The 23,099-nt window shown below is 42.9% G+C and carries 13 protein-coding genes; 2 read left to right on the plus strand and 11 right to left on the minus strand.

Annotated elements, in window-relative coordinates:
- Positions 1-6 precede the first annotated feature (6 nt).
- Genes ACFFGT_RS07885 through ACFFGT_RS07895 form a run of 3 tightly spaced genes read right to left on the minus strand, consistent with a single transcriptional unit; the run spans position 7 to position 4,006 of the window.
- Positions 7-1,602, minus strand: a complete 1,596-nt coding sequence (locus tag ACFFGT_RS07885) for an MFS transporter (RefSeq protein ID WP_377021969.1) — start codon at positions 1,600-1,602, stop codon at positions 7-9.
- A 5-nt stretch (positions 1,603-1,607) separates the two neighbouring features.
- Positions 1,608-2,663, minus strand: coding sequence for an HlyD family secretion protein (locus ACFFGT_RS07890; protein ID WP_377021970.1), 1,056 nt, complete (start codon positions 2,661-2,663; stop codon positions 1,608-1,610).
- Between the two features lie 2 nt (positions 2,664-2,665).
- Entirely contained in the window at positions 2,666-4,006 is a 1,341-nt protein-coding gene (locus ACFFGT_RS07895) for a TolC family protein (RefSeq protein WP_377021971.1), read from the minus strand.
- Between the two features lie 61 nt (positions 4,007-4,067).
- Here ACFFGT_RS07895 and ACFFGT_RS07900 point away from each other — a divergent pair, with 61 nt between their 5' ends.
- The gene (locus ACFFGT_RS07900; protein ID WP_377021972.1) at positions 4,068-4,886 is read left to right on the plus strand and encodes a helix-turn-helix transcriptional regulator; all 819 of its coding nucleotides are present in this window, start codon (positions 4,068-4,070) and stop codon (positions 4,884-4,886) included.
- Here the strand turns inward: ACFFGT_RS07900 and ACFFGT_RS07905 are convergent, their stop codons facing one another.
- The 8 genes from ACFFGT_RS07905 to ACFFGT_RS07940 all read right to left on the minus strand — a co-directional run bounded on the left by ACFFGT_RS07905 (position 4,887) and on the right by ACFFGT_RS07940 (position 21,543).
- Positions 4,887-7,982: a DUF5107 domain-containing protein gene (locus tag ACFFGT_RS07905; RefSeq protein WP_377021973.1), complete on the minus strand. Its 3,096-nt coding sequence runs from the start codon at positions 7,980-7,982 to the stop codon at positions 4,887-4,889. It lies immediately after the preceding gene.
- A gap of 7 nt (positions 7,983-7,989) precedes the next feature.
- A complete protein-coding gene (locus tag ACFFGT_RS07910; protein WP_377021974.1) occupies positions 7,990-10,971 on the minus strand; it encodes a glycoside hydrolase domain-containing protein in 2,982 nt (993 codons plus the stop codon).
- A gap of 221 nt (positions 10,972-11,192) precedes the next feature.
- Entirely contained in the window at positions 11,193-12,209 is a 1,017-nt protein-coding gene (locus ACFFGT_RS07915) for a c-type cytochrome (RefSeq protein WP_377021975.1), read from the minus strand.
- A 10-nt stretch (positions 12,210-12,219) separates the two neighbouring features.
- Positions 12,220-13,620: an aryl-sulfate sulfotransferase gene (locus ACFFGT_RS07920; RefSeq protein ID WP_377021976.1), complete on the minus strand. Its 1,401-nt coding sequence runs from the start codon at positions 13,618-13,620 to the stop codon at positions 12,220-12,222.
- A gap of 86 nt (positions 13,621-13,706) precedes the next feature.
- The gene (locus ACFFGT_RS07925) at positions 13,707-15,227 is read right to left on the minus strand and encodes a RagB/SusD family nutrient uptake outer membrane protein (RefSeq protein WP_377021977.1); all 1,521 of its coding nucleotides are present in this window, start codon (positions 15,225-15,227) and stop codon (positions 13,707-13,709) included.
- Positions 15,228-15,267: 40 nt separating this feature from the next.
- The gene (locus ACFFGT_RS07930) at positions 15,268-18,378 is read right to left on the minus strand and encodes a SusC/RagA family TonB-linked outer membrane protein (RefSeq protein ID WP_377021978.1); all 3,111 of its coding nucleotides are present in this window, start codon (positions 18,376-18,378) and stop codon (positions 15,268-15,270) included.
- 480 nt (positions 18,379-18,858) lie between these two features.
- Positions 18,859-20,208, minus strand: a complete 1,350-nt coding sequence (locus ACFFGT_RS07935; RefSeq protein WP_377021979.1) for a Gfo/Idh/MocA family protein — start codon at positions 20,206-20,208, stop codon at positions 18,859-18,861.
- 24 nt (positions 20,209-20,232) lie between these two features.
- On the minus strand, positions 20,233-21,543 hold the full coding sequence (locus ACFFGT_RS07940) for a DUF3472 domain-containing protein (protein WP_377021980.1): 1,311 nt from the start codon (positions 21,541-21,543) through the stop codon (positions 20,233-20,235).
- Positions 21,544-21,995: 452 nt separating this feature from the next.
- On the opposite strand from ACFFGT_RS07940, the gene ACFFGT_RS07945 reads away from it, so the two are divergent.
- Entirely contained in the window at positions 21,996-23,021 is a 1,026-nt protein-coding gene (locus ACFFGT_RS07945; protein ID WP_377021981.1) for a LacI family DNA-binding transcriptional regulator, read from the plus strand.
- Positions 23,022-23,099 lie beyond the last annotated feature (78 nt).

Genomic DNA, 23,099 nt, shown 5'->3' on the forward strand with positions numbered 1-23,099 from the left:
AATCAATTAATAAACCACAGCTGCAGGCTGATCTGATTTAAGGTTAATAATTGTACGGTTAACTGATGGAAATAGAATAACCAGCAATATAATAGCCAGCAACAGCCAGCTGATAAGCTGATAGTAATCAACAGCAAAACGTAGCTGGGCCTGTGCATTGATATTTTTGCTTAACAGGCCATTGGCTATTTTGGTTGCCTGATCGGCGGCTACACCTTTTCCGGTCAGGGCTTGTTTGTACATCGCCAATTTTTGAACAGCAAGCGGGTTTAGCTGGCTTAATTGTTCCTGGAAACGGTTTGCATGATCATTTTGCCTGTATAGCTGAAAATAATTGATAAGCGCTATACTGCTGCTAAACCCCGTAAAACGCATAAAGATGCCCACAGCCGAACCTGTTGTGCCATATTTTGCCGGGGATGATGAGATCACAAACAGGATAACAGGGGTCATTAACATACCAGCTCCCAAGCCCTGTAATATTACCGGGATGATGAGATCGTTGGTATTAACCTGGGTAGAAAATATAAAGCACATATATACATGAAAAGCCAGCAACAGGGTAAAACCTAAAATGAGGATATGCCGCAGCTGTTTCTTCATCAGCAAAAATCTTGATGATATGGTTACGCTTGCTATGATGGCTGCCAGATTATAGATAAGCAGATATCCAACGTGGATAGGATCCATGCCCATAGTACTGCTCATAAATGATGTGGTAATCCCGAATGAGCCGCGGCAGATATAAAAAACAAACAACAGCAATGCCGCGAGCACAAACTTGCGGTATTTAAACGCCTGGATATGAAAGTAAGGCCGCTTAGAATTAAGCTGCCTGATCACGAAAATAGTAAGCAATACAACAGCTCCTACAGCACTATAAAGGATCCGGCTGTCATCAAACCAATCATATTGCTGGCCGTAAACCATAATATAACCTATCAAACAAAGCCCTGCCGAGTAGATCACAAAACTGGCCCAATCAAGCTGATATAAAGGTAGCTTACGGTGAAGGCGTACATTGTTCATGATGATACACATCAATATGGCTCCCGGCAAAAAAGAGTAGATAGCACATTTGTATATCACATTAAAGTTAAAGTTATCAATAATGGATGCCGTAAACAGCGTTGACAACGGCGACACACACAGCAGGATGCAATAAACAACCGAATAGCCAATTTCTTTAGATCGTTCACTATGCAAACGGGTAAACATCAGCGTAAGCGTAATGCTAAGACTTGTACAGGTCAACAACCCTTGTATATACCTGAAAATCAAAAGCACAAAAAAGGCATGCACATGATAACAGATGTAACAGGTAGTTACCAACAGCAGCACACTGATGAGCAGGTACATTTTACTGGCTATGTTTTTGAAAAAGCGTTTTTCCAGCACTACGAAACTCGCTGTTGCCGCATACAGGATGATCATTGAAAACTGCGCATCGTTGGGGCTTATGCCATAATAACCGGCAGCAGCGTTTACGTTACTGATAGATAATGAAAAAAGGATAATACCCGGCAATACAACCAGCAGTAAAGTGGTCCTGATAAGCCACTCGGGCACCCAGGGTTTAAAAACAGGAATCAGATTGCTCATGTCCGTTAGTTTTTAGGTACGGTTACGCTGGCATTCATACCGGCGCTTAAAAAATCGGCAGCCTTATTGTCTATTTTAATTTTTACGGGGATACGCTGTGCTATCTTCACAAAGTTACCTGTGGAGTTATCCGGAGGCAATAATGAAAAACGAGAACCAGTGGCCGGTGATAAAGAAAGGATCTCCCCTTTTATTTTCCTGTCGGGATAAGCATCCGTAGTAATCTCTACACGCTCCCCTATCTGCATATTATGTAACTGGGTTTCCTTAAAGTTGGCTACAACCCACAGACCGGTTTCTTTATCAACTATATAAGCAAGCGTTTGCCCAAGCTGGATCTGCTGGCCAGGCTGGATGGTTCTTTTACCCATTTTACCATCATAAGGCGCAGTAACAACGGTATAGGAAACATCAAGTTTATTGCGCTGCAGCACCAGCTCACGGCGTTTGATCTCCGATAATACCGGCGAGATCTGCGAGCGGCTGTCATTCACTTTTGATAATGATGCCTGGTAATTATTTAACGATGCCTGATAATCGGACCGGGCTACGTCAAGCGCGCTCTGTACATTTTCCAGCTGTTGCTTGGTTGCCGATTCGGCATCATACAATTTGGTGAAACGGTCAAACTCCTGCTGGGCTTTTACCAGTTTGGCTTTGGCGGCGGCTATCTGCACTTTGTTTACATCAGCAATTTTTGCGGCTGTTTGTACATTGCTTTCCAGTACGCTAACCTGTTCACGGGCATTTTGCAATCCTGCACCTGCTTCTTCCTGCTGTAGTTGGTATTCGCGGTTATCAATGATTAACAGGGTATCTCCCTTTTTTACATCCTGGTTTTCATCGTACCTTATTTCTTTTATAAAGCCGCTGACCCTTGCTGTAATAGGGTTAATATAGGCTTCAACCTGTGCATCATCGGTTTCTTCATAACTGTACAGATGCACCAGTGTTATAATTCCCCATACTAATAATGCGGCGGCAACTATGCCGGCTATCCAAGTGGTTATTTTAGTTATTAACTTATCAGTTTTTGTATAAGTGTTTATATGCTTGTTCATTGTTAAAGTTTCCCGGTTACGTTTTGTAATTGATAATATTGAAGTTGAGCGGCTATCCTGGCTGCGGCCAGGTCAAAGCGGGTTTGTAATAACTGTGTATCAGCATCTAACAGATCTGTTATTAATGAGAGCTGATTGAAATACGTGTTATTTACAATGCGCCTGTTTTCGGTGGCCTGCTGTACATTGGTCTGGCTTACCTGTACTCTGTTCAAAGCTTCCCTGTACCTGAGCCAGGCTTCGTTAACCTGCTGGCGTACCACATCTTCGGTTTGGGCATGTTCAATTTCCTGGCTTTCCAGATCCAATCTTGCCACTTTTACTTTATGGCTGTTATGATAAAAGGATGAGATTGAAAAAGAAGCTTTTACGCCCGCAAAACCCAATCCATATAAACTTGGCGAATATGGATAGAACAGGATTTGCGGATAACTGTAATTATAAGCCGCAAACAGGCCTATTTTGGGAGATACATTAGCTTTTATATTCTTCAGCTTGAGTTTGCTTAGTTCTGTTTCCTGTTCGGAGATCTTTACCTGGTAGGCGTTTTTGCCGGCATCGGTAAGGTACTCATCATAAGGTTTAATCGTGATTGAATCCAGCTGCACCTGGTCGACAGGGTTCACCCGCTGATCATCGGGCAGACCTATCAGGATATTCAATTTCTGATTGGCTATGGCCAGGTCGTTATCCAGTTGTACTAAGGAGAGCTTTTGTTTAGAGAGCTTGAGCTCGGCCCTCAGTACATCACTTTTTAACACTACACCATTTTTTTGCAGCGTTTTGATCTGTAAAAGCTGCTTTTCCTGCGCGGCGATATCTTTCAGCAACAGATCTTTAAAAATGAGGCTTCGCTGCATATCCAGGTAATAGGCTGCTGCACGCAGTTTTACTTCAGATAGGGTGAGCTTTTGCTGTTCGCCGGCAATATTGTTCTCGCGTTTACGAGCATCAATTTCCAGGTTGGTTTTATTACCATTGTAAATATTTAAATACGCCTCGCCGCCTACGGTATAGGTGGTATGCAAAACCGGGAACTGGGTTGGTGTGTTAAAAATACCGTTTTCGTAAACCGGCATATTGCTCACGCGGGCATATTCGCCGTTAATGCTGATCTCGGGTAAGCGCTCGGCTTTAGCATCCTTAATGGCTTCGGCACTGCTTGTTACACGTAGTTGTTTAATTTGTACAGCTTTGCTGTTAATGGCTGCTTTTTGCCAAACCTGGGCTATAGTTAAGGAAATGTTTTTGCTGGTATCAGCTAATGGTTGTTGCGCTTTTAATGAAAAGACCGGCAACAAAACTGGCAACAAGGCCAGGTAAAATTTACTATTAAAGTTCATGGTTGTTTAATAGTACAAAGGTCGGCACTTGTTAAAAGCTTATTTTATTTAAATTTGCCAAATGCTTATTCATTCCAGCCAAAACATTGACGCGGTTACTGCCGAAAATTTCTTTAAGGAGATAGACCAGTATCCCGAATCCGTTTATGTAATTAACTGGAAAACAGAAAGAAACTACCCGAACCATAATCACAAAAAAGGACAACTGATTTATATTGAGGGGGGCATAGCCTATATCCATTTAACTGATAAAACCCTGGTAATACCTGCAAGGCATTATGTATGGATCCCCGGCGGGATGATGCATTTTGTGGAAATGCACAAATCAGCAGTTACCCGCACCCTGTACTTTTACTGGCACGATGATAACAGCAATCCGTTTTATGGCAAAGGGGGCATCTACCCTATTAATAACCTTTTATTGCAGATGCTCATTTACTCGGAGCGGTGGAGCGGAGATGTGCATCCTGATGAACAGGCATTTCATTTTTTAGCGGGGATAAAAGCGATACTGCCGGAGATCAGCAAAAAGGCCTTACCTGTAGCCCTGCCTACTACCGATATTACCCGAATGCATCCGGTATTGGATTATATGAATGAAAATGCTTTTGAGCCTTTAACGCTTTCGTCAGTAAGCGATAAAACAGGTTTTAGTGAACGGACGCTCTCACGCCTGTTCCAATCAACCCTCCATACTTCATTTTTACAGTACTTTAAGCTCTTAAAAATGGTTAAAGCAATTGAACTGATGCTGCAAACCGATATGTCGATGAGTGAGATCGCTTATAAATTAGGTTACAATAGCCTATCAGCCTTTAGTGCCATATTTTACCAGCTAACCAAGATCAGGCCATCGGAGTTTGCCAAGCAATTGAGATAATTACATCAAACGCTCCAATACCCTGATACTGGCATCACTTACATCGTTTTCTTTAAAGGCCTTGCTTTCATAAACCTCTTTGCACCATTTGATCACTTTATCATCGGGATACTTTTGGATCTCGGCATTTAACCAATTAATTGCTGCCGCACTGCCATCTAATTTTCCAATAGCCCAGGCACTAACCAAATGATTGGCCGAAAGGAAATTACTTACCGTATTATCAATTTGAGGTTTAAAAGCTGTTATTTTTTGAAGATACTGTTTGGCCTCATCAGTGTTACCCATTTTAGTATAGCACAGATAGATCATCCAATCTTCCAGGCGCTCGTCAATATTTTCGGCATAGGGTTTACCAACACCCAGGTTTGCCGGCCACTTTTTGGCATCGGTTATATAACCTAAAGCTGCTTTGTAGCTTTTAGCATCTATCTTTTGAACAGCCTGCATTAATTCGGTTTCGCGGTATAGCTCACGCCCGATGGTTGCGCCCTCAAATGGCAAAATATCAATGCGCGATAATAGTTTACCGCATTCGCTGTACCGTTTGTTAAGCAGCAATGTTTTAGCATACAACATACCGATGATATAATTATCAGGATGCGATTTATAAAACGGCTCAACAGTAGTTAGGGCCTTTGCGTATTGTTTGTGATTAACATAGTATTCGCCAAGCAATTTGCTATAGCGCCAGCCTTTATCAAGCTTGACTGCTGTACTTAGATCGGCTAAACCATCATTATCCATGGCTGCACGGGCGGCATAAAGGGGTGCAAAATCGGGCTGGGTACCGCAATCGGCAAACAGCTTTTTGCTCTCACCGATACGGTTCCTGTCTTTATAAAGCAACGCCAGGAAATATTTAGGTTTCCAGCTATTGCTTTGCTGTATGGCCCATTGCAATACTTCTTCATCGCTATTGCGAAAAGGAAATACAAATGCAGCCGTTGCAGCACTGGCTTTATTTAAAAGTTCATTGACGGGTTTGCCTCCCTTATATTGCAAAAACGCCAGCTTATAATTCACCAGGGCATTAGCAGGCGACATCTGTAAAACTTTTTCACTTTCGCTCAGGCAGCCATTGTGATAATACCAATCCGCCAGATCGAAGTAGCTTTCAATAGGCTGTTCGTTGCGGATCATGGTTGTAAAGGCTGTTTTACTGGCATCAGATAGCTGCGCCCAATATTGCTCGAACCGGGCAAAATGATTAAGCGGTTCATAAGCCAGTATCGTATCTAAAATCCTTGCAGCATTCTTACCATCGTTTAAATAACGATAAGCTACAACCTGCACTTGTAGCGAAGAAATATCCAAACGATTAAAGTCGAGTGCCTTTGAGGCAAACTCAAGTGCTTTCGGGTAGTTTTTTTCTTTGAGATAAACGCTGCTCAAAGCTGAATATGCAGCGTTACGATATTCAACCGATAAACCGGCCATATCAAAGCCATCCTTAGCATCCACCACTTTACCCAATTGCGCATTGATGATGCCGTAATAGTAATTTGCAGCGCCATCATTCGTATTGATACTCAAAGCAGTTTTGGCAAAACTTAAAGCCTCGGCATAACGCATATCACGGTACATTAATGCAGCCGATTGTACCAGCGCGGGCAGAAAATAAGGATCTTTTTTTAATGAGGCCTGGAGCTTTTCTTCGGCTTCGGAGTACATTTTTTGATCCATGAACTCCTTCCCTTGCGTGTACAGACCATAAGCACTATCCCAGTCAAAATCCTTCGGCAAATCAAGTGGGCGGCTTAAATTATCAGCGTCGGGTTTCGAGTTATAGATGAGCTTATTGTTGCCCAGCGTTACCAACACATCACCGGCATCCGCCTTCATCGAATCAGTAAAGAGTTGCAGCGGACTCAAGCTTATCTTTTTACTGTAGATCACCCTATCGCCCTGCTTTACTTCCAGTATATCGGCTATTTTTTGTACGGGATTGAAATAGAGTTTCAACCAACCGCCATCGGCTTTAACATTGAGCGCACCGTAGTTATTGGCCTGTACAAAACCTTTGGTTTTCAATACCGGGTACCAGTATTCCGTCCAGGTATCGGAGGCACCCGGCGCAAAACCTTTATGTTTGAAAGGTGTAAAAGTGCTTTTAACCGCAGTTTGGTTAAACAATCTGCCCGATTGAATTTCGGAATACTGCCCGTCGTTATCGGTAAGCAGTTTTTCCCAAATCATGCCCTGGTCTGATAATCCCCAGATCCAGATCTTTTTACCGGCTTTATCTTCGTGACCACCATAACGGGCCATTCCAAAATCATCATTGTGCCAGTAAGCACCGAAAAAATCAGTGTATTTGCCAAAAACATGGTATGACTTATAACCGCCAAAGTTGTTGTTATCATAAAAGGAAAGGTCCTTCCCGTTCTGTTTATTGATGGGCCAGTCGCTGTATTCACCCTGGTGGCCAAGGTAATTGGTTCCGGGGAAAATGTATTGCAGCTTGCCGTTGGTTTTAATGCCGGTATTCATCCAATGGTAATAAGGCTGCTCAACCGGCGTTGAATTATGCCAGAAGGATTTGGTAATGAAATAGGCCTTATCTGCCGGCAGGTTCACCTCCATTGTCCATGTGGTATTGGTAAGCAGGTCGAGCACGCTGATGATACAGCTTACGCTTCCATCGGCATTTTTGCGGGTAAGGTAGTCAACCGGGGTAACCGAGTTTGGCGTATGACCGATTATGCCATAATTGGGCTCGATTCCACCACTTGTCCAGGGGCCGCGCATGGCAATATCCCTGAATTTGACTACGTGGTTTTCATAAACAATTGGTTTACCGGTCGCTTTCTCAACTGCCGACCAGATCTTGCCGCCTATCTGCGGTAAAATGGTTAACCTGATGTACGTGTTTTCCAGCTCAACCACTTTCCATTCCTTTTGCACCGGTTTATCCGTAAATCCGTCGTAACGGAAATACGGATAAATATTGGTGAATGCCGGTATCGGGTTAGGATCCGAAAAGGGATAAGTAGTGATTGTTTTGTTGTATTCGCGGATACTTGCCGGCTGCTGGGCAACAGCGCCCAGGCTGCCTATGCAAAAACATACAGCTATAAACCATTTTTTATTCATTACCGTATTATTTAATGATCAGCAACCACCCTTTACCCTTTTCAACTGGGATCCTGTCGTTCAAACCAAATGTCTTGCCCGGCTGAAAACTTTTAATTTCGGGAGCAGTAATGGTTGCCTTAGCGGAATCGATACCCAATTTTTTCCAGTCGATGTTTAGCTGAAAATCGGTATCGGCATCTTCCCAGCTTGCAATGGCCACCATGGCAGCTCCGTCTTTTTTGTAAACGGTAGCAATAACTTTGGCTTTATCAGTTTTTACCGGGTTATCATCAACCCAATAGCCAATCATTTTAGTCCCCTTCATGCCAAAGTTGTCCCAGGCTTTCCAGATCGGGCGTGGATCGGCGCCATCGCTCCATGGCATACGATTGGTCATCCCGTAAACCATACCGCGCCATTTGTTGCCGCCACCCTGCAGCATTTCGCCCATTAAGCCAAATGGGATCCCGCTCACTTCGGTCAGGAAGAAATCAGGATCATTTTTTTCGTAATCGAAATATTCACCAAACCAAAGGCGGTTGAGGTAAGGAAAATGCTCCATGTACAAGTTTGCGCTGTTATTAAAACCGTCGCTTTTGTTGTATTGATTGGCCGAGTGCAGGTCGATGATACCGGGATGGCCGTCTTTGGTCAACACGCGTTTAATACGTTTCATAGTAACACGATCAAAGGCAACATCATCCAGATAAATACCGTCGATACCTACGTTTTGGGTTAGCCAGTTCATACCTTCTACATAGTAATTGTGCCAGCGGTTCATGCCGCTGTTAATGATGGCTGCGTCTTTAATTTCGGGTACAAACCAGGCCGCTATATAGTCGTCGCCTACGTGCTCCTGTAACCAGCTAAAGCCTCCACCCTTACCCGGCGAATAGATTTCATGACCTAAACTGCGCAGAGCAAAGGTTTCGTAGGCATGGTTAGATAACTCACGGATAGTGTTATAGATCTTCACCTTTAAACCTGCTGCATGTGCCGAATCATCATAGGCTTTCATTTTTTGCCAGGCGATGAAAGGATAATTAATAGTAGGATTTATAGCCGTAGCATGGTGAATATTGATAAGCGTTGCACCTGCGCTTTTAATGGTATCAATAGGTTTGTATGAATGATAGAACCTTGTAGCCCACTGAAAATCGGTATTGATAGTGTGGAAAGGTGTTACCAGCAGGGTAAAATTGTAATAAAGCTCATCCCCTTTTTTCAGATCACGCTCGCCGCTGTAGTTGTTTGCTAATACTGCTTTACCATCAAAGCTTACTTTAATACCACCCTTGTTCTCATTGCCCCATGAGGTAGGCAGCAATAAAGGTTTTTGCAGATAAAAATTGGTATTCAGCGGACGAACATATTTCTCATCCCTCAAAGAATATTGCAACCCGCCGTTCACATTGCCTATCCACGCGCCATCCTGGTTTTTGTGGGCTACATCCCACTTCCATTCAAAGTTTTCGGGACGATAGCCGCCTTTTTGACCGAGGCCCATCATATATTTGGCAAAATCCTTTTTAAAAGGAATGTGCATGGTAATATCTTTCAGACTAACATCCTGCAAGGCTTTTACTTTTACGGTGTAAGCGATAAAGCCGTCAAACTCTAACGAAGCAGTTACGTCCATCTGCAGGCTGTCGTTGGCACTCACAGCTGTCCATTGCACCGTACCTGCCTCTTTTTTGGTAAACTGTATGCCCTGGCTTTTCAGGTTAATCTTTTTTCCGGCAGCATCAATAAAATGAAAGTGGATGCCTTCGGTAAGCAGGTTATTAGGCGCTGCTGCATACTCCGTCATTTCGGGCGTAAAATAGGTCTGGATCTGCTTTGGAAAACCATCCTTATTTACTTCTACTTTACGGCCCAGCAGGCTAATGGTATTACCGCTTATTTCAAGTGGTGTATAGGGTGCAATAACGGTGTTTTGCTGCGCCATGGTTGAGTTGAGCCAACCGAGGCGGGTCATTTTATAAGGCTCACTTACACCACCATCTTTCGATATTTTAGCGTTTACTTTAACAGCTAAAGCAATTATTTTTGCCGTTTTTCCATTGATACTTATGATAGCCTTACCTGTATAAACCGAAGGTAATGCTGCGGCAGGAACATCAACACCACACCATAAAGCCTGCACCTGGCCCTGGCTTACATTTACAGTTTTGGTAAGCGGCTTACCATCATAAGTGGTACCGCCAGTATTGATACAAAACAGTGCCGAAGCGGGAATTGCTTTACCCGTTGTCGATTTTAGATCGCTGAATGTTACCTTAACATTATCGATATTTTGCAGCGCATAAATGCCCAGCTGAAAAGCAAAATTTTCTCCACGTGAAGCCTCGCCTGTATATTTATTTTGCGGACCAAGTTCTATCCAGCGTTGAGGCAGGTCATTAGTCATGCGGATAGAATTCATCCTATCTTCCGGAAAAACCAAAAATGGTTCGGCTTTATGCTTGCTTACCAATGCTTCCGTTTCTGCTCTGGTAGCTATAACCTCCATCGGATAAAAGCTATTAAAAGCATCAATCGACTGAAATTCTTTCACCGAAGCCAATGATGCCTTGTCATTTACAGCACTAAGCCAATCTGCAGAAGCTGTATTTTCGGGCTTAAGGTAAACGCCTTTAGGATAATTTGAACGGCCTTCATTTTTGTAAGGCATATAATACACAAAGTAAGTGCCCTTGCCCGATGTTGGCTCAAAATACAGCTCGCCGTTTTCGCGGTTTACCGTGCCTATTTTTACGTTGGTTATTTTCTGTTTGGTTTTAGCATCCTCAATAATGATCCGTTTGTTCTCCGGGTCGTTATCTCTCCGCCTCCAGTTGATCACTGCTTTAGCCACTTTACCTGTACCATTAAACGTTAACACCACACGGTGATTACCTAATGAATCGGCCAGCCAGCATTTTTCGCAATTGGTATAAGGCACCTTTTGTGCCGAAGCCGCAAAGCCGGTTAAGAGGAAAGTGATAGCTAAAAATTGTTTTTTCATGGAATAAATTTAGTCAGTCTTTTTATAATGTTGTTTGGAAGACTTTTTATTCCCTCCTTGGGGAGGGGTGCGTTCGGACAGCGCGGTGGCAGGGAGGGGTTTATGCGTTATGCAGACTGATAAGCCTATCGTAGAAACCCCTCCCTACACCCTCCCAAGGGAGGGAATCGCACTATCCCACGCTTCCTGCATCCGTGCAACCAATCGAACGGTCACTTATTTTAAATAGCAGGCGTAATCCCCTTGCCTTCCCAATAATCAATGATAGGCTTATACGGCCCATATTTATGTTGTTGTTCAGAGAAAGGATCTTTAAAGGGCCCTTTGTCATAATCGATTGCTTTTTCTTCGTAATGCGGATAATCAACTTCCTTGGTGGTTTTAGGCAACGGACGTTTATGCTTTTTATCGTCGTTAACATAGGCGGCAATATCAAGCGCTTCGGCATCAGTTAGGAAAGGTTTGCCTGTGGTTGTTTTATCATAAGGCATATTGCCCTTTAACCATTGCGCCAGTTTAACCACCCTGTGCATACTTGAACCCGGACGATAAGCCAACATTCCCCATACCGGCGGATACTCGTAAGTTACGTTATCAAAGCGCATTTTTCCTTCACCGTTTTTAGCGTGGCACCGCTCACAATTTTGGGCGTATAAAACCTCGCCCCTGTCTGATGATGCTGCAACATCGGGCAGCTCAACTTCCATGTTTTTTAACCCTTTAGTGGTTTTTGAAACACTTGATGAATCGCTCAAAAACTTCAGGTAAGCCATGATTGAAACCATTTCCCTACTATCCAGGGGCAACGGCCTGCCCAGGTTAGGACGCATTACACAATTGTTGATCCGCTCGGCCAAAGATAAAATCCTGCCCTCTCTTGCGCGGTACTGAGGATAATCACGGAACGACCTTACCAGGTTAAAAGCAAAAGGTCTTGTACCTGCATCGCGGTGGCAATTGGTACAGTTCATTTTATTGCCGGTATAATGCCCGTTAACGCCTTCGGGGCCGATGTAATATGCGGTATGCAACATCAAATTTCTGCCATAACGCACAGCCTCACCATATTTGCCGCCCGGCATTTTGGCGGTATCTACCGAAACAAGCCTGTCGGTAACCAATGAATCGTCGTTATCGGCCTCTTCGGCCTTGCTACCGCTGCACGATACCAACTGTGTAACGTTAGCCAAAGCAAATAACACCAACAGGAAAGTTATATATTGATATTTCTTTTTCATTTTTAATGATCTATGGTTTTAAATATGGATCAAGCTGGTCGTATTTTATAAAGCCGGCGCGATAGGTTGGCACTGATGTTTCCATCGTCCACTGTAAAACGCCTTTGTTATTGGCCAGCACTACGATGTGCCTTTTTGAGCAGCATACCAGCGTAGTTGTATCATTGATCATGTATGCACTGCCCATGCGGCCGTTAAAAATTTCTTTAGGTAATTTGATGTGCATGACAATAGTTGATGTTTGGTTTTTCTCATCAATTTTCATATCATACACGCCCGACTGGTGTTTCTCCACCCCATTATCAAAAAACATGAGGTTCCCCTGTTTATTAATATGGGCCGCGTGGGCCTGGGTAAAGTTGCAATCGGCAGGCATTGCTATGGTACCGCCTTTGCCAAACTTGTAAATTACTTTACCATTATGCGAATCTATCTTCCAGATCTGCCCGTTGTTATAAAACGACATCAGGTAATTGTCATCAACATCATAGTTAAGGCTATTGGCATGCATCCAGTCTTTTTTGGTTTTCAGGATCTTAGGATCTTTCAGCGGATCCATTACATCAAACACGCTCCATTTATAAAGCTGTTTACCTGTTTTATCCATCACCATTATACCATCGCCATTAACTGTATCCTGCTTATTCCCTCCTACCGATGTTAAATCCATCAATCTTTGATCAACAAAAATGGTTACCAGCTGGCCTTTATCATTCTTTAGTATTTCGTGGTGGATGGTTTGCTTAAAATCACCCTGTCCTTTAGTAAGGTGCAGCAGCGTATCGCCCAGCATGTTAATCTCCAAAATCTCGCTGCCGTAGCTGGTAGGCTCATCATTACGGCCTAAAATGGAGAGCAAGGTTTTATCCTTTGTGAAATTGATCACCTTAAAACCCAGCCTGTCAATCATGTGGTACCACCTGATCTGCCCTTTGGCATCAACCAAAAATGCCACTCCCGGCGCATAACGTTTGTTGATGAGCATTAAACCATCATTAAACTGTGGCGGCAGCGTAGCTTTCGCAGCAACTTTTGCGATAAACTGTTCCTGCAAAAACATTGGCAAAGGATGCGATTTAAAAGTGTGTGTTTTGCTAATAACGGTATCCCCACCATCAACGGTCACAATATGATATGAATAAGTAGTATCGGGCAAAATATTGCAAAGTACAAGCTTGTACGATGTAGCATTACCGGTAGTGGTCGACCGGTATTTTACCGGCTGCTTACCTTCTATCCAGTACTCGGCATACAGATCAACAGGCTTGCTGGTCATAACATCAAGCTTAATTTTCAGCTCGTTGTTGTTATACAAACCTATATGAATTTCTTTTACCAGGTTACCACCCGAACACCCGCAGATGATCGTAACCAACAACCCCGCCGCTAAAACTTTAAACCAATCCTTCATCACTAAAATTTGTAATACCGGTTAAACAGTAAAGAATATACAACCTGTAAAGGCTGTATATTCTTTGCTAAAATTTGAAATTATGCTTATTGCTGTCTGCCTGCGTTGTTCAGCTTAGGGTTAATAGTAACCTGGGCAAGCGGGTAAGGGAAATATTCATCGCGCGGTAACTGCACGGTATTGGTTTGGCCAATCCGTTTCAGGTATGCATTCACGATTACGTCATATTTGCCAAAGCGTTTCAAGTCTGCCCTTCTCTTGCCTTCGTAATACAATTCCCAGCCACGCTCCTGTAATAAAGCATCGCGGAAAGTGGCCTGAGTAAGATTGGCCTGTACCAGCAGCTTGGCGTGCGACCTGCCTTTAACCTGGTTTACCAATGAAACGGCTTCGGCAGTTGGACCACCCAATTCATTTAAAGCTTCGGCACGGCTCAGCAATACATCGGCATAGCGCAAAATATCAACGCTGTGGCCATCGTAGTAGGTATTTGCACCGTTTGGATCGGCATACTTCATAGTCGCAACATCAGGCATATACAATACACCATCCGGAGCTGTAGCACCTAATGAAGGCGCTTGTTTGTGGGTTAAACCATCAACACCCTGGTATTGGGTAAAGAACATTTTTTTGCGGTCGTCCTCATCGCCATAGCTGTTATAAAAATCCCAGGTTACAGCGTAATACTGCCACCTGTCGGTTAATACCGGGTGGCTCAACGGGCCAAAGTGGTTCAGCAACTCAGTACCATTAACGTTAGCATCACTCAATACCGAGAATATGTTTTCAGAACACCATGTATTTGTTTCTTTAAATAACCCTTCGTACGATGGATATAACTGGTAAATACCCAGATCCATAACCTGTTTGGTTAAATCGGCAGCTTTTTGCCATTGATGCTCGCGCAGGTAGATCTTGGCCAACAGGAACATAGCGGCGCCTTTAGTAGCACGGCCTACATCGTTAGTTGTATAGATATCGCTTTTGGTATAATCAACAGGCAATACGTTGATCGCGTTTTGCAGATCAGTGATCATTAAAGCGTCAACATCTGCTACCGGGCTTGGAGGGGTTTGAGCCTTGTAATCAGGATTGGCTACATCTTTTTCGGTATTCAGGATCACCGGCCCCCAGGCGTCGGTAAGATCAGAATAAGCTATAGCACGTAAAAATTTCATTTCGGCCAAAAACTGACTTTTTTGTGCATCAGTGATGCTTTTCATACCCGAGATATTGTAGATAGCGTTGTTTGCGTTGGCTACAAGCTTATAGATCTGCCTGTAATCTTCTGCTATCAAACCATTAGCTGAGTTCCATTGTACAAGCGACAGTTGCCCAGGGTCGCCTGCATAACTGCAATGGCCTACATCTGTAGTTAAATCGGTAAGGGCGAAGTGCCTTACTGTCCAATAGTCAAAGTTATCACCTACGGCCGGGCCTTTAAGGCGGGCATAAACCGCGTTTACAGCCGCAATAGCGTCAGACTTGGTGAGGAACGCGTTTTGGCTTGTTAAGTTGCTATATATCTTAGGTTCGAGATTGGTTTTATTACAGGAAAACTGTGTAATTACCGCAGCTGCAAGGAGTAGAATATTATATTTTTTCATTTGATTTAAATTTTGTTAATCCCTTAAATGGATAATTTCATTAATGGATAGATGCCTTAATACCGAATGTTACCGTTTTAAATGCCGGGAACGAGTTAAAGTCCAAACCGCCGGTAGTAGCCGACCTTAACGACACCTGACCTGGGTGCGCACCAGTATCATCGGCATGTACGTTTGCTTCAGGGTCGGTACCTTTATAACCTGTGATTGTCCAAAGGTTCTGTGCTTCGGCATATATCCTGATGCCTTGTAAAATTTTCATATTCTGAAATAACGAAGCAGGGAAATTGTACGCCAGCGTAAGTGATTTTAAACGAACATATGAGGCATTTTCAACAAAACGTGAGTTTACATAGCTACCGTAAGTGCTCAGGTAATAACCTTCGCGCGGGATAGATGTATTTTCATTTTTACCGGCAACAAACCTGTTCAATGCAGCAGCACCTGTGGTTGATTCCAGTACCATGGCATTCATGTTGTACAGGTAATAGTCAAACGCTCCCTGGAAAAATATACCCAGATCAATGCCTTTGTAATGGAAATCGTTGCCGAAACCGGCCATGTAGTGTGGGTTTGAGTTACCCAGGTAAGTACGGTCGGCAGGTGTAATTACACCATCGCCATTAACATCTTTGTATTTAGGATCACCTGCTTTTGAATTTGGCTGCGGGGCATATTTTTCGCCGGTTTTTACAACGCCTTCATAAACATAGCCATACAGCTCGCCTAACTCAATGCCCGGTACTACCCTTGTAAACTCCTGACCCGAAACCGTACCGCTTGGGTTAGCAGTGTTAGTACTTATTATCGAAACTCCAGGGCCTAAATCCAATGTTTTCTGCTTGTTGTAGGCAAATGTTATAGTTGTGTTCCATGACAGATCTTTGCTGCGCAGATTGGAAGTATTAAGTGACAACTCAATACCTCTATTTTGAACAGCACCACCATTTATATATTGTGTGCCATTAGTAGCGCCCCATTGAGCCCCAATCGGAACCTGGATCAGCAGGTCGGTAGTTTTTTTGCTGTAATAATCAACACTTGCATTGATACGGCCGTTAGCAAAGCCCATATCCAAACCAATATCCAATTGCCTTGTAGCCTCCCATTTAAGGTTGGGATTTGCAAGATTTTTTGGTTCGATGCCAGTTTGCAACTGACCACTTCCATTAAGCACTGTGCTATACGGCCCAAAAGTAGCAAGGTATAAACTTGCCGGAATACGGTCATTACCGGTTACACCGTAACTAACACGTGCCTTTAAATTTGAGAAGGTGTTGAGATCTTTTACGAAATCCTCATCAGTTAATTTATAAGCTACAGCACCTGCCGGGAAAAAGCCCGAACGCTTGTTTGAACCAAACTGTGATGACCGGTCATCACGATAAGAGAACGATGCCAAAATTTTATCTTTATAAGCATAGTTAAACCTCGTAAAGTATGATGTAAGGAAAGCTTCCGCTTTGCTGCTTCCATAACCGTTACTTAATGATCCCGCATTTAAATTATAATACAGGAACGCATCGGTTGAAAAACCTTTCGCACCGGAAAGTAATGATTCGGCAACATCTTTTTGGTTTGATGTACCTAACAATATGGTAAAATCGTGGTCTTTTTTGATATTGAACTTATAAGTGAAGTAGTTCTCAGCAATCCACCTGAAATTTGAATAGATCTGTTCCGCAGCTACACCACCTTGTTTTGCGCCGGCAATTGTAGTTGTTGGCAAGTACTGGCCGGTTGTAGTCTGGTTGTATTCAGTACCTGCGGTGAGGTGATAAGTTAAGCCATTAATAATTTTATAATCCAAACCAACATTGGCATTAATTAATTTATTACCACTATTATTTGTGGGCTCTAACAGGCCGGCCAATGCGTTGGTTTTTGTGCCCTGGGTAACATAATAGTTATAAGTACCATCGGCATTATAAGGGTTTACGTTCGGTGGTGCGGTAAGTAAACTGAACAATGGCGCAGTGATATCGCCTGAGTATGATTGCAAAGTTGCACTTGAAGTAGCACCGTAGAAGTTACCGCTGATCTTAATGTTTTCGTTCACGGTTTTTTCGGCACCAATCCTTGCGGTATACCTTTCAAAACCGGTACGCTGTAACACACCTACCTGTTTAATGTGATTACCCGCTACATAGATCTTTGAATTCTGATCGCCGGAACTTAAGCTGATGCTTTGATTTTGAACAGTAGCATTGCGGGTAGCCAGCTTTAACCAATTGGTATTTGCCACCTGGAAACTTGAAGGATAAGGTTGCGGTTTACCATCTTCAAGAGCAGTAGCATTTTGAATGTCAGTATACTGCTGACCGGTTAACAGAGCCGGTTTGTACGTCAGATATTGCGTACCGCCTGATATATCGGCATCTAAAGATACTTTACCATTTTTTCCTTTTTTAGTGGTGATCAAAACAACGCCATTACCGCCCCTTGAACCATAGATGGCTGTTGCTGACGCATCTTTAAGCACCTGGATGTCTTCGATATCGTTAGGGTTAACCTGGCTGCCGGCCTCACTTATAAAACCATCAACTACATAAAGCGGTGCTGTAGAAGTATTTATGGAATTACCACCCCTCACGGTAATATTGATGCCAGAACCCGGCGCAAAGCTGGCTTGTTGTACCTGCACACCAGCTGCTTTACCCTGAATAGCCTGGCCGATATTAGATGTAGTACCGCCCAATGTCAGGTTATCACTTTTTATAGAACTGATTGAGCCGGTTAAGTCGCCTTTTTTAACGGTACCATAACCAACCACAACTACCTCGTTCAGTTTGTTGAGATCTTCCTGTAAGGTAATAGTTATATCAGTAGCGTTTCCAACAGATACTTCCTGGGTTTTGAACCCTACGTAAGAAACAACCAATACCGTTGAGTTACCCTTTAATGTAAGCTTAAACTTACCGTTAACATCGGTAGAGGTTGTGTTTTTAACTCCTTTTTGAGTTACGGTGGCTCCAATGATGGGGCCGTCTTTATCTTTTACATTACCACTGATAATTGTTTGTGCATTTGCAAGCACAGGCAATAATAAAAGCAGGCAACAGCACATCAATTTAAAAAGGCCACTTATCTGCCTCCCTAAATAATTGTGTTTGCTGAAGCCCTGGTCGGGGTTTGAGTAAATTTTAATCATACGTGGTGGGTGTTGGTATTAATTAATTGTTAGTTTTCTGTTGCGATTTAGTCCTGTTTTTGAATATTGGAAATTAGAGATACAGGATTTTGAAAGCAAAAAATCAGCCCCGCAAACACAGCGCAAACGTTTGCTTTGGTCAAAATCAAGCTTACGCAAACGTTTGACTCAAAGTATTTTGAGGTAACAAAACTGTGTTTTGGAAGGCTTTTGGTGCGATAAACGAAATGAATTGGGGACAAATCTTATGGAATCTGCGTATTTTCGGATTATACCTAAAGAATTTGATTATGAGCAGGTTGATATATATACTGTCATTGAGCGCAGCGTGGCAATCGCACGGAAGCAGGGCCGCTCTGTATAGCATGCGGTTGCCACGCTGCGCCCGCAATGACATCGTTTTTAGCTATTAATCCTTAAAAAAAGTAAAGCCCGGCTTTTGGCCAGGCTAAACATAGACATGCAAAAATTAAACAATCCTTAAAAGCCACTATCATCAAGCGCAAAAGTATTTTTGCGTTCTTTCCATTTGCCTTTGGTGAAATCCGGGAACTCCACGCTTGCGTTACCTTCTTTTAATGATTTGGTTGATAAAGGCGTTATTACGCTCATCGTAACAGAATCATAAACATCAATAGGTGTTTGACGTTTTTGCTTTACCGATTCAACAAAGGCATTAAACACAAACCAATCCATACCACCGTGGCCTGCACCTTCAGCAAACTTTTCATACTTTTTCCATAGCGGATGGTCGTATTTCTCAAACCAATCCTTTGCCGGGTCCCATGAATCATCTTCTTTTGATTTATGGTCAATGTAAACACTTTGGTTAACATCCATCCAAAGGCCTTTTGTGCCTTGCACGCGGAAACCTAACGAATAAGGGCGCGGCAAATGCGTATCATGGCTCAGCAATACTGTTTCGCCATTGGCACAATTGATCATGGTGGTAGTAACGTCACCGTTTTTATAGTTGATCTTAGCATTAGGGTGGCCCGGTGATAGCTCTTCCACATAGGCCGCTAAACCGCGTGCCTTTGAACTGAACGACACAAGATTTGTAAAACGGTTACCTGCATTGATATTAGCATAATGCATACACGGACCAGCGCCATGGGTTGGGTAGATATCGCCATCTACATCAATATTGAATTGTGTGCGCCATTGCGCTTCACTCAGGGCCTTGGGGCCAAACTCAACACCTCCGCCGTAATAATGCTTGCCGTCATTAAATAATACACCTCTTAAATTATGCTGATATCCACCCTCCAAATGAACGATCTCGCCAAACAAGTCCTGGCGTGCCATGTTTAACGCCGCCATCACATCACGGCGGTAGCAAACGTTTTCAAGCGTCATGTATGGCATCCCTGTTTTTTCGGACGTACGTACGATATCCCAGTGATCTTCTACCGTTAAACCGGCAATTACTTCGCAGCCTACATATTTACCGGCCTTCATGGCATCAATAGCCTGCGGATGGTGAAACTGCCAGGGTGTGGCTATAATAACGGCATCGATATCCTTATGATCAAGCAGTTTTTTATAGGCATCCAATCCGCCGGTGTATTCCTTTACAGGTGCATGGCCTTTTTTGGCGATGTACTCGCGGCAAATTTTCAATGAACTTTCCTGTGTGTCGCAAATGGCTACGATCTCCACATCATCACGAAGCAAACCTTCGGCAATATGGCTCATACCACGCGCACCTACGCCGATGTAACCTAAACGTACTTTTGCAGGTGCTGATGCAAACAGGCTTCCTGATGGTAAAATGCTAAAACCGGCTGCTGCTATTACGCTGGTTTTAAGAAATTGTCTTCTTTCCATATATATTATTTTGGTTTTTGGGGCTTATTTATTGGGAAGTTTTTCAAAATCAATTACAGGCCGCTGCCCTGTAACCTCGCGGTCGTACGGGGTTTTGAGCTGGATGTAATGGTTAAAGAAACCTCCGTTTTGCAGGTAAAACTTGCTGCCTTCTTTTCCGCCTGCATAATCCTTACGATAATTGGCATTAGCTGTAGCATCGCCGGTATAAATAGCATGCGTAAGCTCCAGCCAGTTATTTTCGCTGTCACTTATCAACTGATTGGTAAAATATGCCTTGCGGACTTTATCGCCGTTTTCGGGTTCAAAATTCTCCACAAATGAGTATAAATGCGTTAAATAAGTAGCCTTTTGCGGACGGGTAAAGCTGGCTATCAAAAACCATTTCCCTGCAACCACATCTTTAAAATATGCCGTGTAGGTAGTCGTATTTTTAGCCAGATCGGGTTCGGCACTCAGCAGGAACGCGTAGGCCTGGCCTGCTTTCCATGGAAAACGCATATAACTTTGCCCACCCGAGCCTTCATTACCAAACTCACCGATATGAACATTGCTGCCGCTTTTTACCAGTTTAATGCGCATGCTATCGGGAATGCTTTTCGGATCTTCAGTATTAAAAGGGCTCCATACCGAAAACAATACCCTGCGCTCAGTGGCCGAGTTTACCTGCATCCCAAAATAGCCCTCGCCAAAACCATCGGCCATAAAATAGGAACCTATTACGTCCTGTTCTTTGGGTACGATGATCTCATTATAAAACCATTTTACTTTATTCTCTTTATCCGCTGCCACCGGATACCGCAAATGAACAGAAGGCCCCCTCCTGCCAAAATGGAACGAGCTGCCTTTTACAACATAGGCGATATCATTATCTGCTTTTTGCAGCGTAACCACCAGGTCAGATACATCGGCAAAAACCGTCCCGGTTTTACTGATACCTTTTAAACTTACCTTTATATATCCTGGCTGGCTGATATGCACCTTTCCAAAACTGATGGTATCAAATGCGGTGTTGTTTAGTTTTTTAACGAGCTTATTTTTCCCTATCAATAGTTGTATAATGCTGCTGCCCTGCGGCACGCGTACTACCAGCGCAAATTGCATATCCTGTGCAACGCTAACCCTGAAATAAATATCAGCAGTTGATTTTGGGCTTTTTAGGCCAATTAAACCCTTATCAGTTATCGTATCTGGCGCATTTACCCATGCATTACCACCAAACGGAACCACATGACGCAGTTTCGAAGCGTCAATGTGCACAGTTTGCGCAGTAGCAAACCTGCAGCTTATGGCAACAAACAATATAGCAAGGCAAATTATAATGGTCTTCTTCATCGTTGGGTTATAACACAAGTATCGTTTCATAAATGTACTCGCATTAGCGGCTTTAGTAAAAAATTAATGTTTCAATTTCAACGCAAACGTTTGAAAAATGGTCATAATTATCTTTTAACTGGTATTAATTGAAAAACAGGTATTTATCAAACATCATGAGTTTATGACCACTATCTTAAAAAATGGAGATAAATATATTTTTAAGCGGCTCTTTCTGTCAAGATCTCCATTGCGAATGAGCTCAACTATTTTAATATCCATGATAAAATCAATGGATACTGCTGTAATACTGCCAATATCTAAATCTTCATCATACCAGCCGGTTAACATTTGCAAACCGATGATTTACACCGCAAAACACAACGCAAACGTTTGCAATCCGGCTGATAGAGACTATAATTTCATAATAATGGCTTAACTTTAACTATAAAAACAACATTAGCCCATAATTAATGCAAACAAAGCCAACTACTATAAAAGAGATAGCGCAAATATTAGGCATTTCGGTTTCTACAGTTTCGAGGGCCTTGCATGATCACCCAAGCATAGGGCTAACCACAAGGGCAAAAGTTAAAAAGCTGGCAGGCGAATTGAACTACGAGCCTAATCAAACCGCCATTTTTTTGCAAAAGGGCAAAACCCATACCATCGGGGTTATTTTACCCGAACTTTCAGAAGCTTTTTTCTCTGCAGCTATAAGCGCCATTGAAGATACTGCCTATAAAAAAAATTATACTGTATTGCTGGCACAATCACATGATGACGAGCAAAAGGAAAAACAATTGGTTGAAAAAATGAAAAACCATCGGGTTGATGGTTTACTGGTATCTGTAGGGAAAAATACTTCCTCTTACCAGCATTTTGAAAACCTAAAGAAATACAATATCCCCGTAGTTTATTTCGACAGGATCCCATCTATACCTAACATCCATTATGTGGCCTGCAACATGGAAATTGGCACTATTGAAGCTGTTAGCTATCTGTTAAAAAAAGGTCACCGGGCAATAGGCATGATCAACGGGCCGCAAACCATGGTAGCCACCGGCGAGCGCAAAGAAGGCTATATCAAAGCCATGACCAAAAACAGGCTCAAGTACGATCCATCGCTTATTGTTTCATGCGATTTGACCGAAGAAGGTACAAAAAAAGCATTGGATGAGTTGCTGGCCAGCAAAAGAAAGCCGACTGCAATAGTAACCTTTAATGATTATGTGGCACTTTTTGCCATTAAACATGCCAGTAAATTAAACATCAGGATAAATAAGGACCTTGAATTTGTAAGCTATGCCAATTTACCGCTGATCCATTACATGGAGAATATTCCTGCCGCTTCGGTTGAGCAATTTCCTTATTTACAGGGGCAAAAAGCAACCGATATTTTAATGGACCTGCTACATCACCAGGGTACAGGCAGCAACGAGCCAAGTGCCTTTTATAAGGTGATCATCGAATCGCAGCTGGTTGAGAACAAAAAATAATCCCCGATAAAAAACACTCAAACGTTTGCGCATGGCTATCGTTTTCCAATTAGCTATGTTTGATGAGTTAACGCCTAT

The sequence above is a fragment of the Mucilaginibacter angelicae genome (assembly GCF_042434235.1).
In the GTDB taxonomy this organism is placed as follows: Bacteria; Bacteroidota; Bacteroidia; order Sphingobacteriales; family Sphingobacteriaceae; genus Mucilaginibacter; species Mucilaginibacter angelicae.

Bases quoted from the DNA above. Each gene is read 5' to 3' on its own strand.
- ACFFGT_RS07885 (WP_377021969.1), bottom strand. From the start codon at position 1,602: ATGAGCAATCTGATTCCTGTTTTTAAACCCTGGGTGCCCGAGTGGCTT.
- ACFFGT_RS07890 (WP_377021970.1), bottom strand. From the start codon at position 2,663: ATGAACAAGCATATAAACACTTATACAAAAACTGATAAGTTAATAACT.
- ACFFGT_RS07895 (WP_377021971.1), bottom strand. From the start codon at position 4,006: ATGAACTTTAATAGTAAATTTTACCTGGCCTTGTTGCCAGTTTTGTTG.
- ACFFGT_RS07900 (WP_377021972.1), top strand. From the start codon at position 4,068: ATGCTTATTCATTCCAGCCAAAACATTGACGCGGTTACTGCCGAAAAT.
- ACFFGT_RS07905 (WP_377021973.1), bottom strand. From the start codon at position 7,982: ATGAATAAAAAATGGTTTATAGCTGTATGTTTTTGCATAGGCAGCCTG.
- ACFFGT_RS07910 (WP_377021974.1), bottom strand. From the start codon at position 10,971: ATGAAAAAACAATTTTTAGCTATCACTTTCCTCTTAACCGGCTTTGCG.
- ACFFGT_RS07915 (WP_377021975.1), bottom strand. From the start codon at position 12,209: ATGAAAAAGAAATATCAATATATAACTTTCCTGTTGGTGTTATTTGCT.
- ACFFGT_RS07920 (WP_377021976.1), bottom strand. From the start codon at position 13,620: ATGAAGGATTGGTTTAAAGTTTTAGCGGCGGGGTTGTTGGTTACGATC.
- ACFFGT_RS07925 (WP_377021977.1), bottom strand. From the start codon at position 15,227: ATGAAAAAATATAATATTCTACTCCTTGCAGCTGCGGTAATTACACAG.
- ACFFGT_RS07930 (WP_377021978.1), bottom strand. From the start codon at position 18,378: ATGATTAAAATTTACTCAAACCCCGACCAGGGCTTCAGCAAACACAAT.
- ACFFGT_RS07935 (WP_377021979.1), bottom strand. From the start codon at position 20,208: ATGGAAAGAAGACAATTTCTTAAAACCAGCGTAATAGCAGCAGCCGGT.
- ACFFGT_RS07940 (WP_377021980.1), bottom strand. From the start codon at position 21,543: ATGAAGAAGACCATTATAATTTGCCTTGCTATATTGTTTGTTGCCATA.
- ACFFGT_RS07945 (WP_377021981.1), top strand. From the start codon at position 21,996: ATGCAAACAAAGCCAACTACTATAAAAGAGATAGCGCAAATATTAGGC.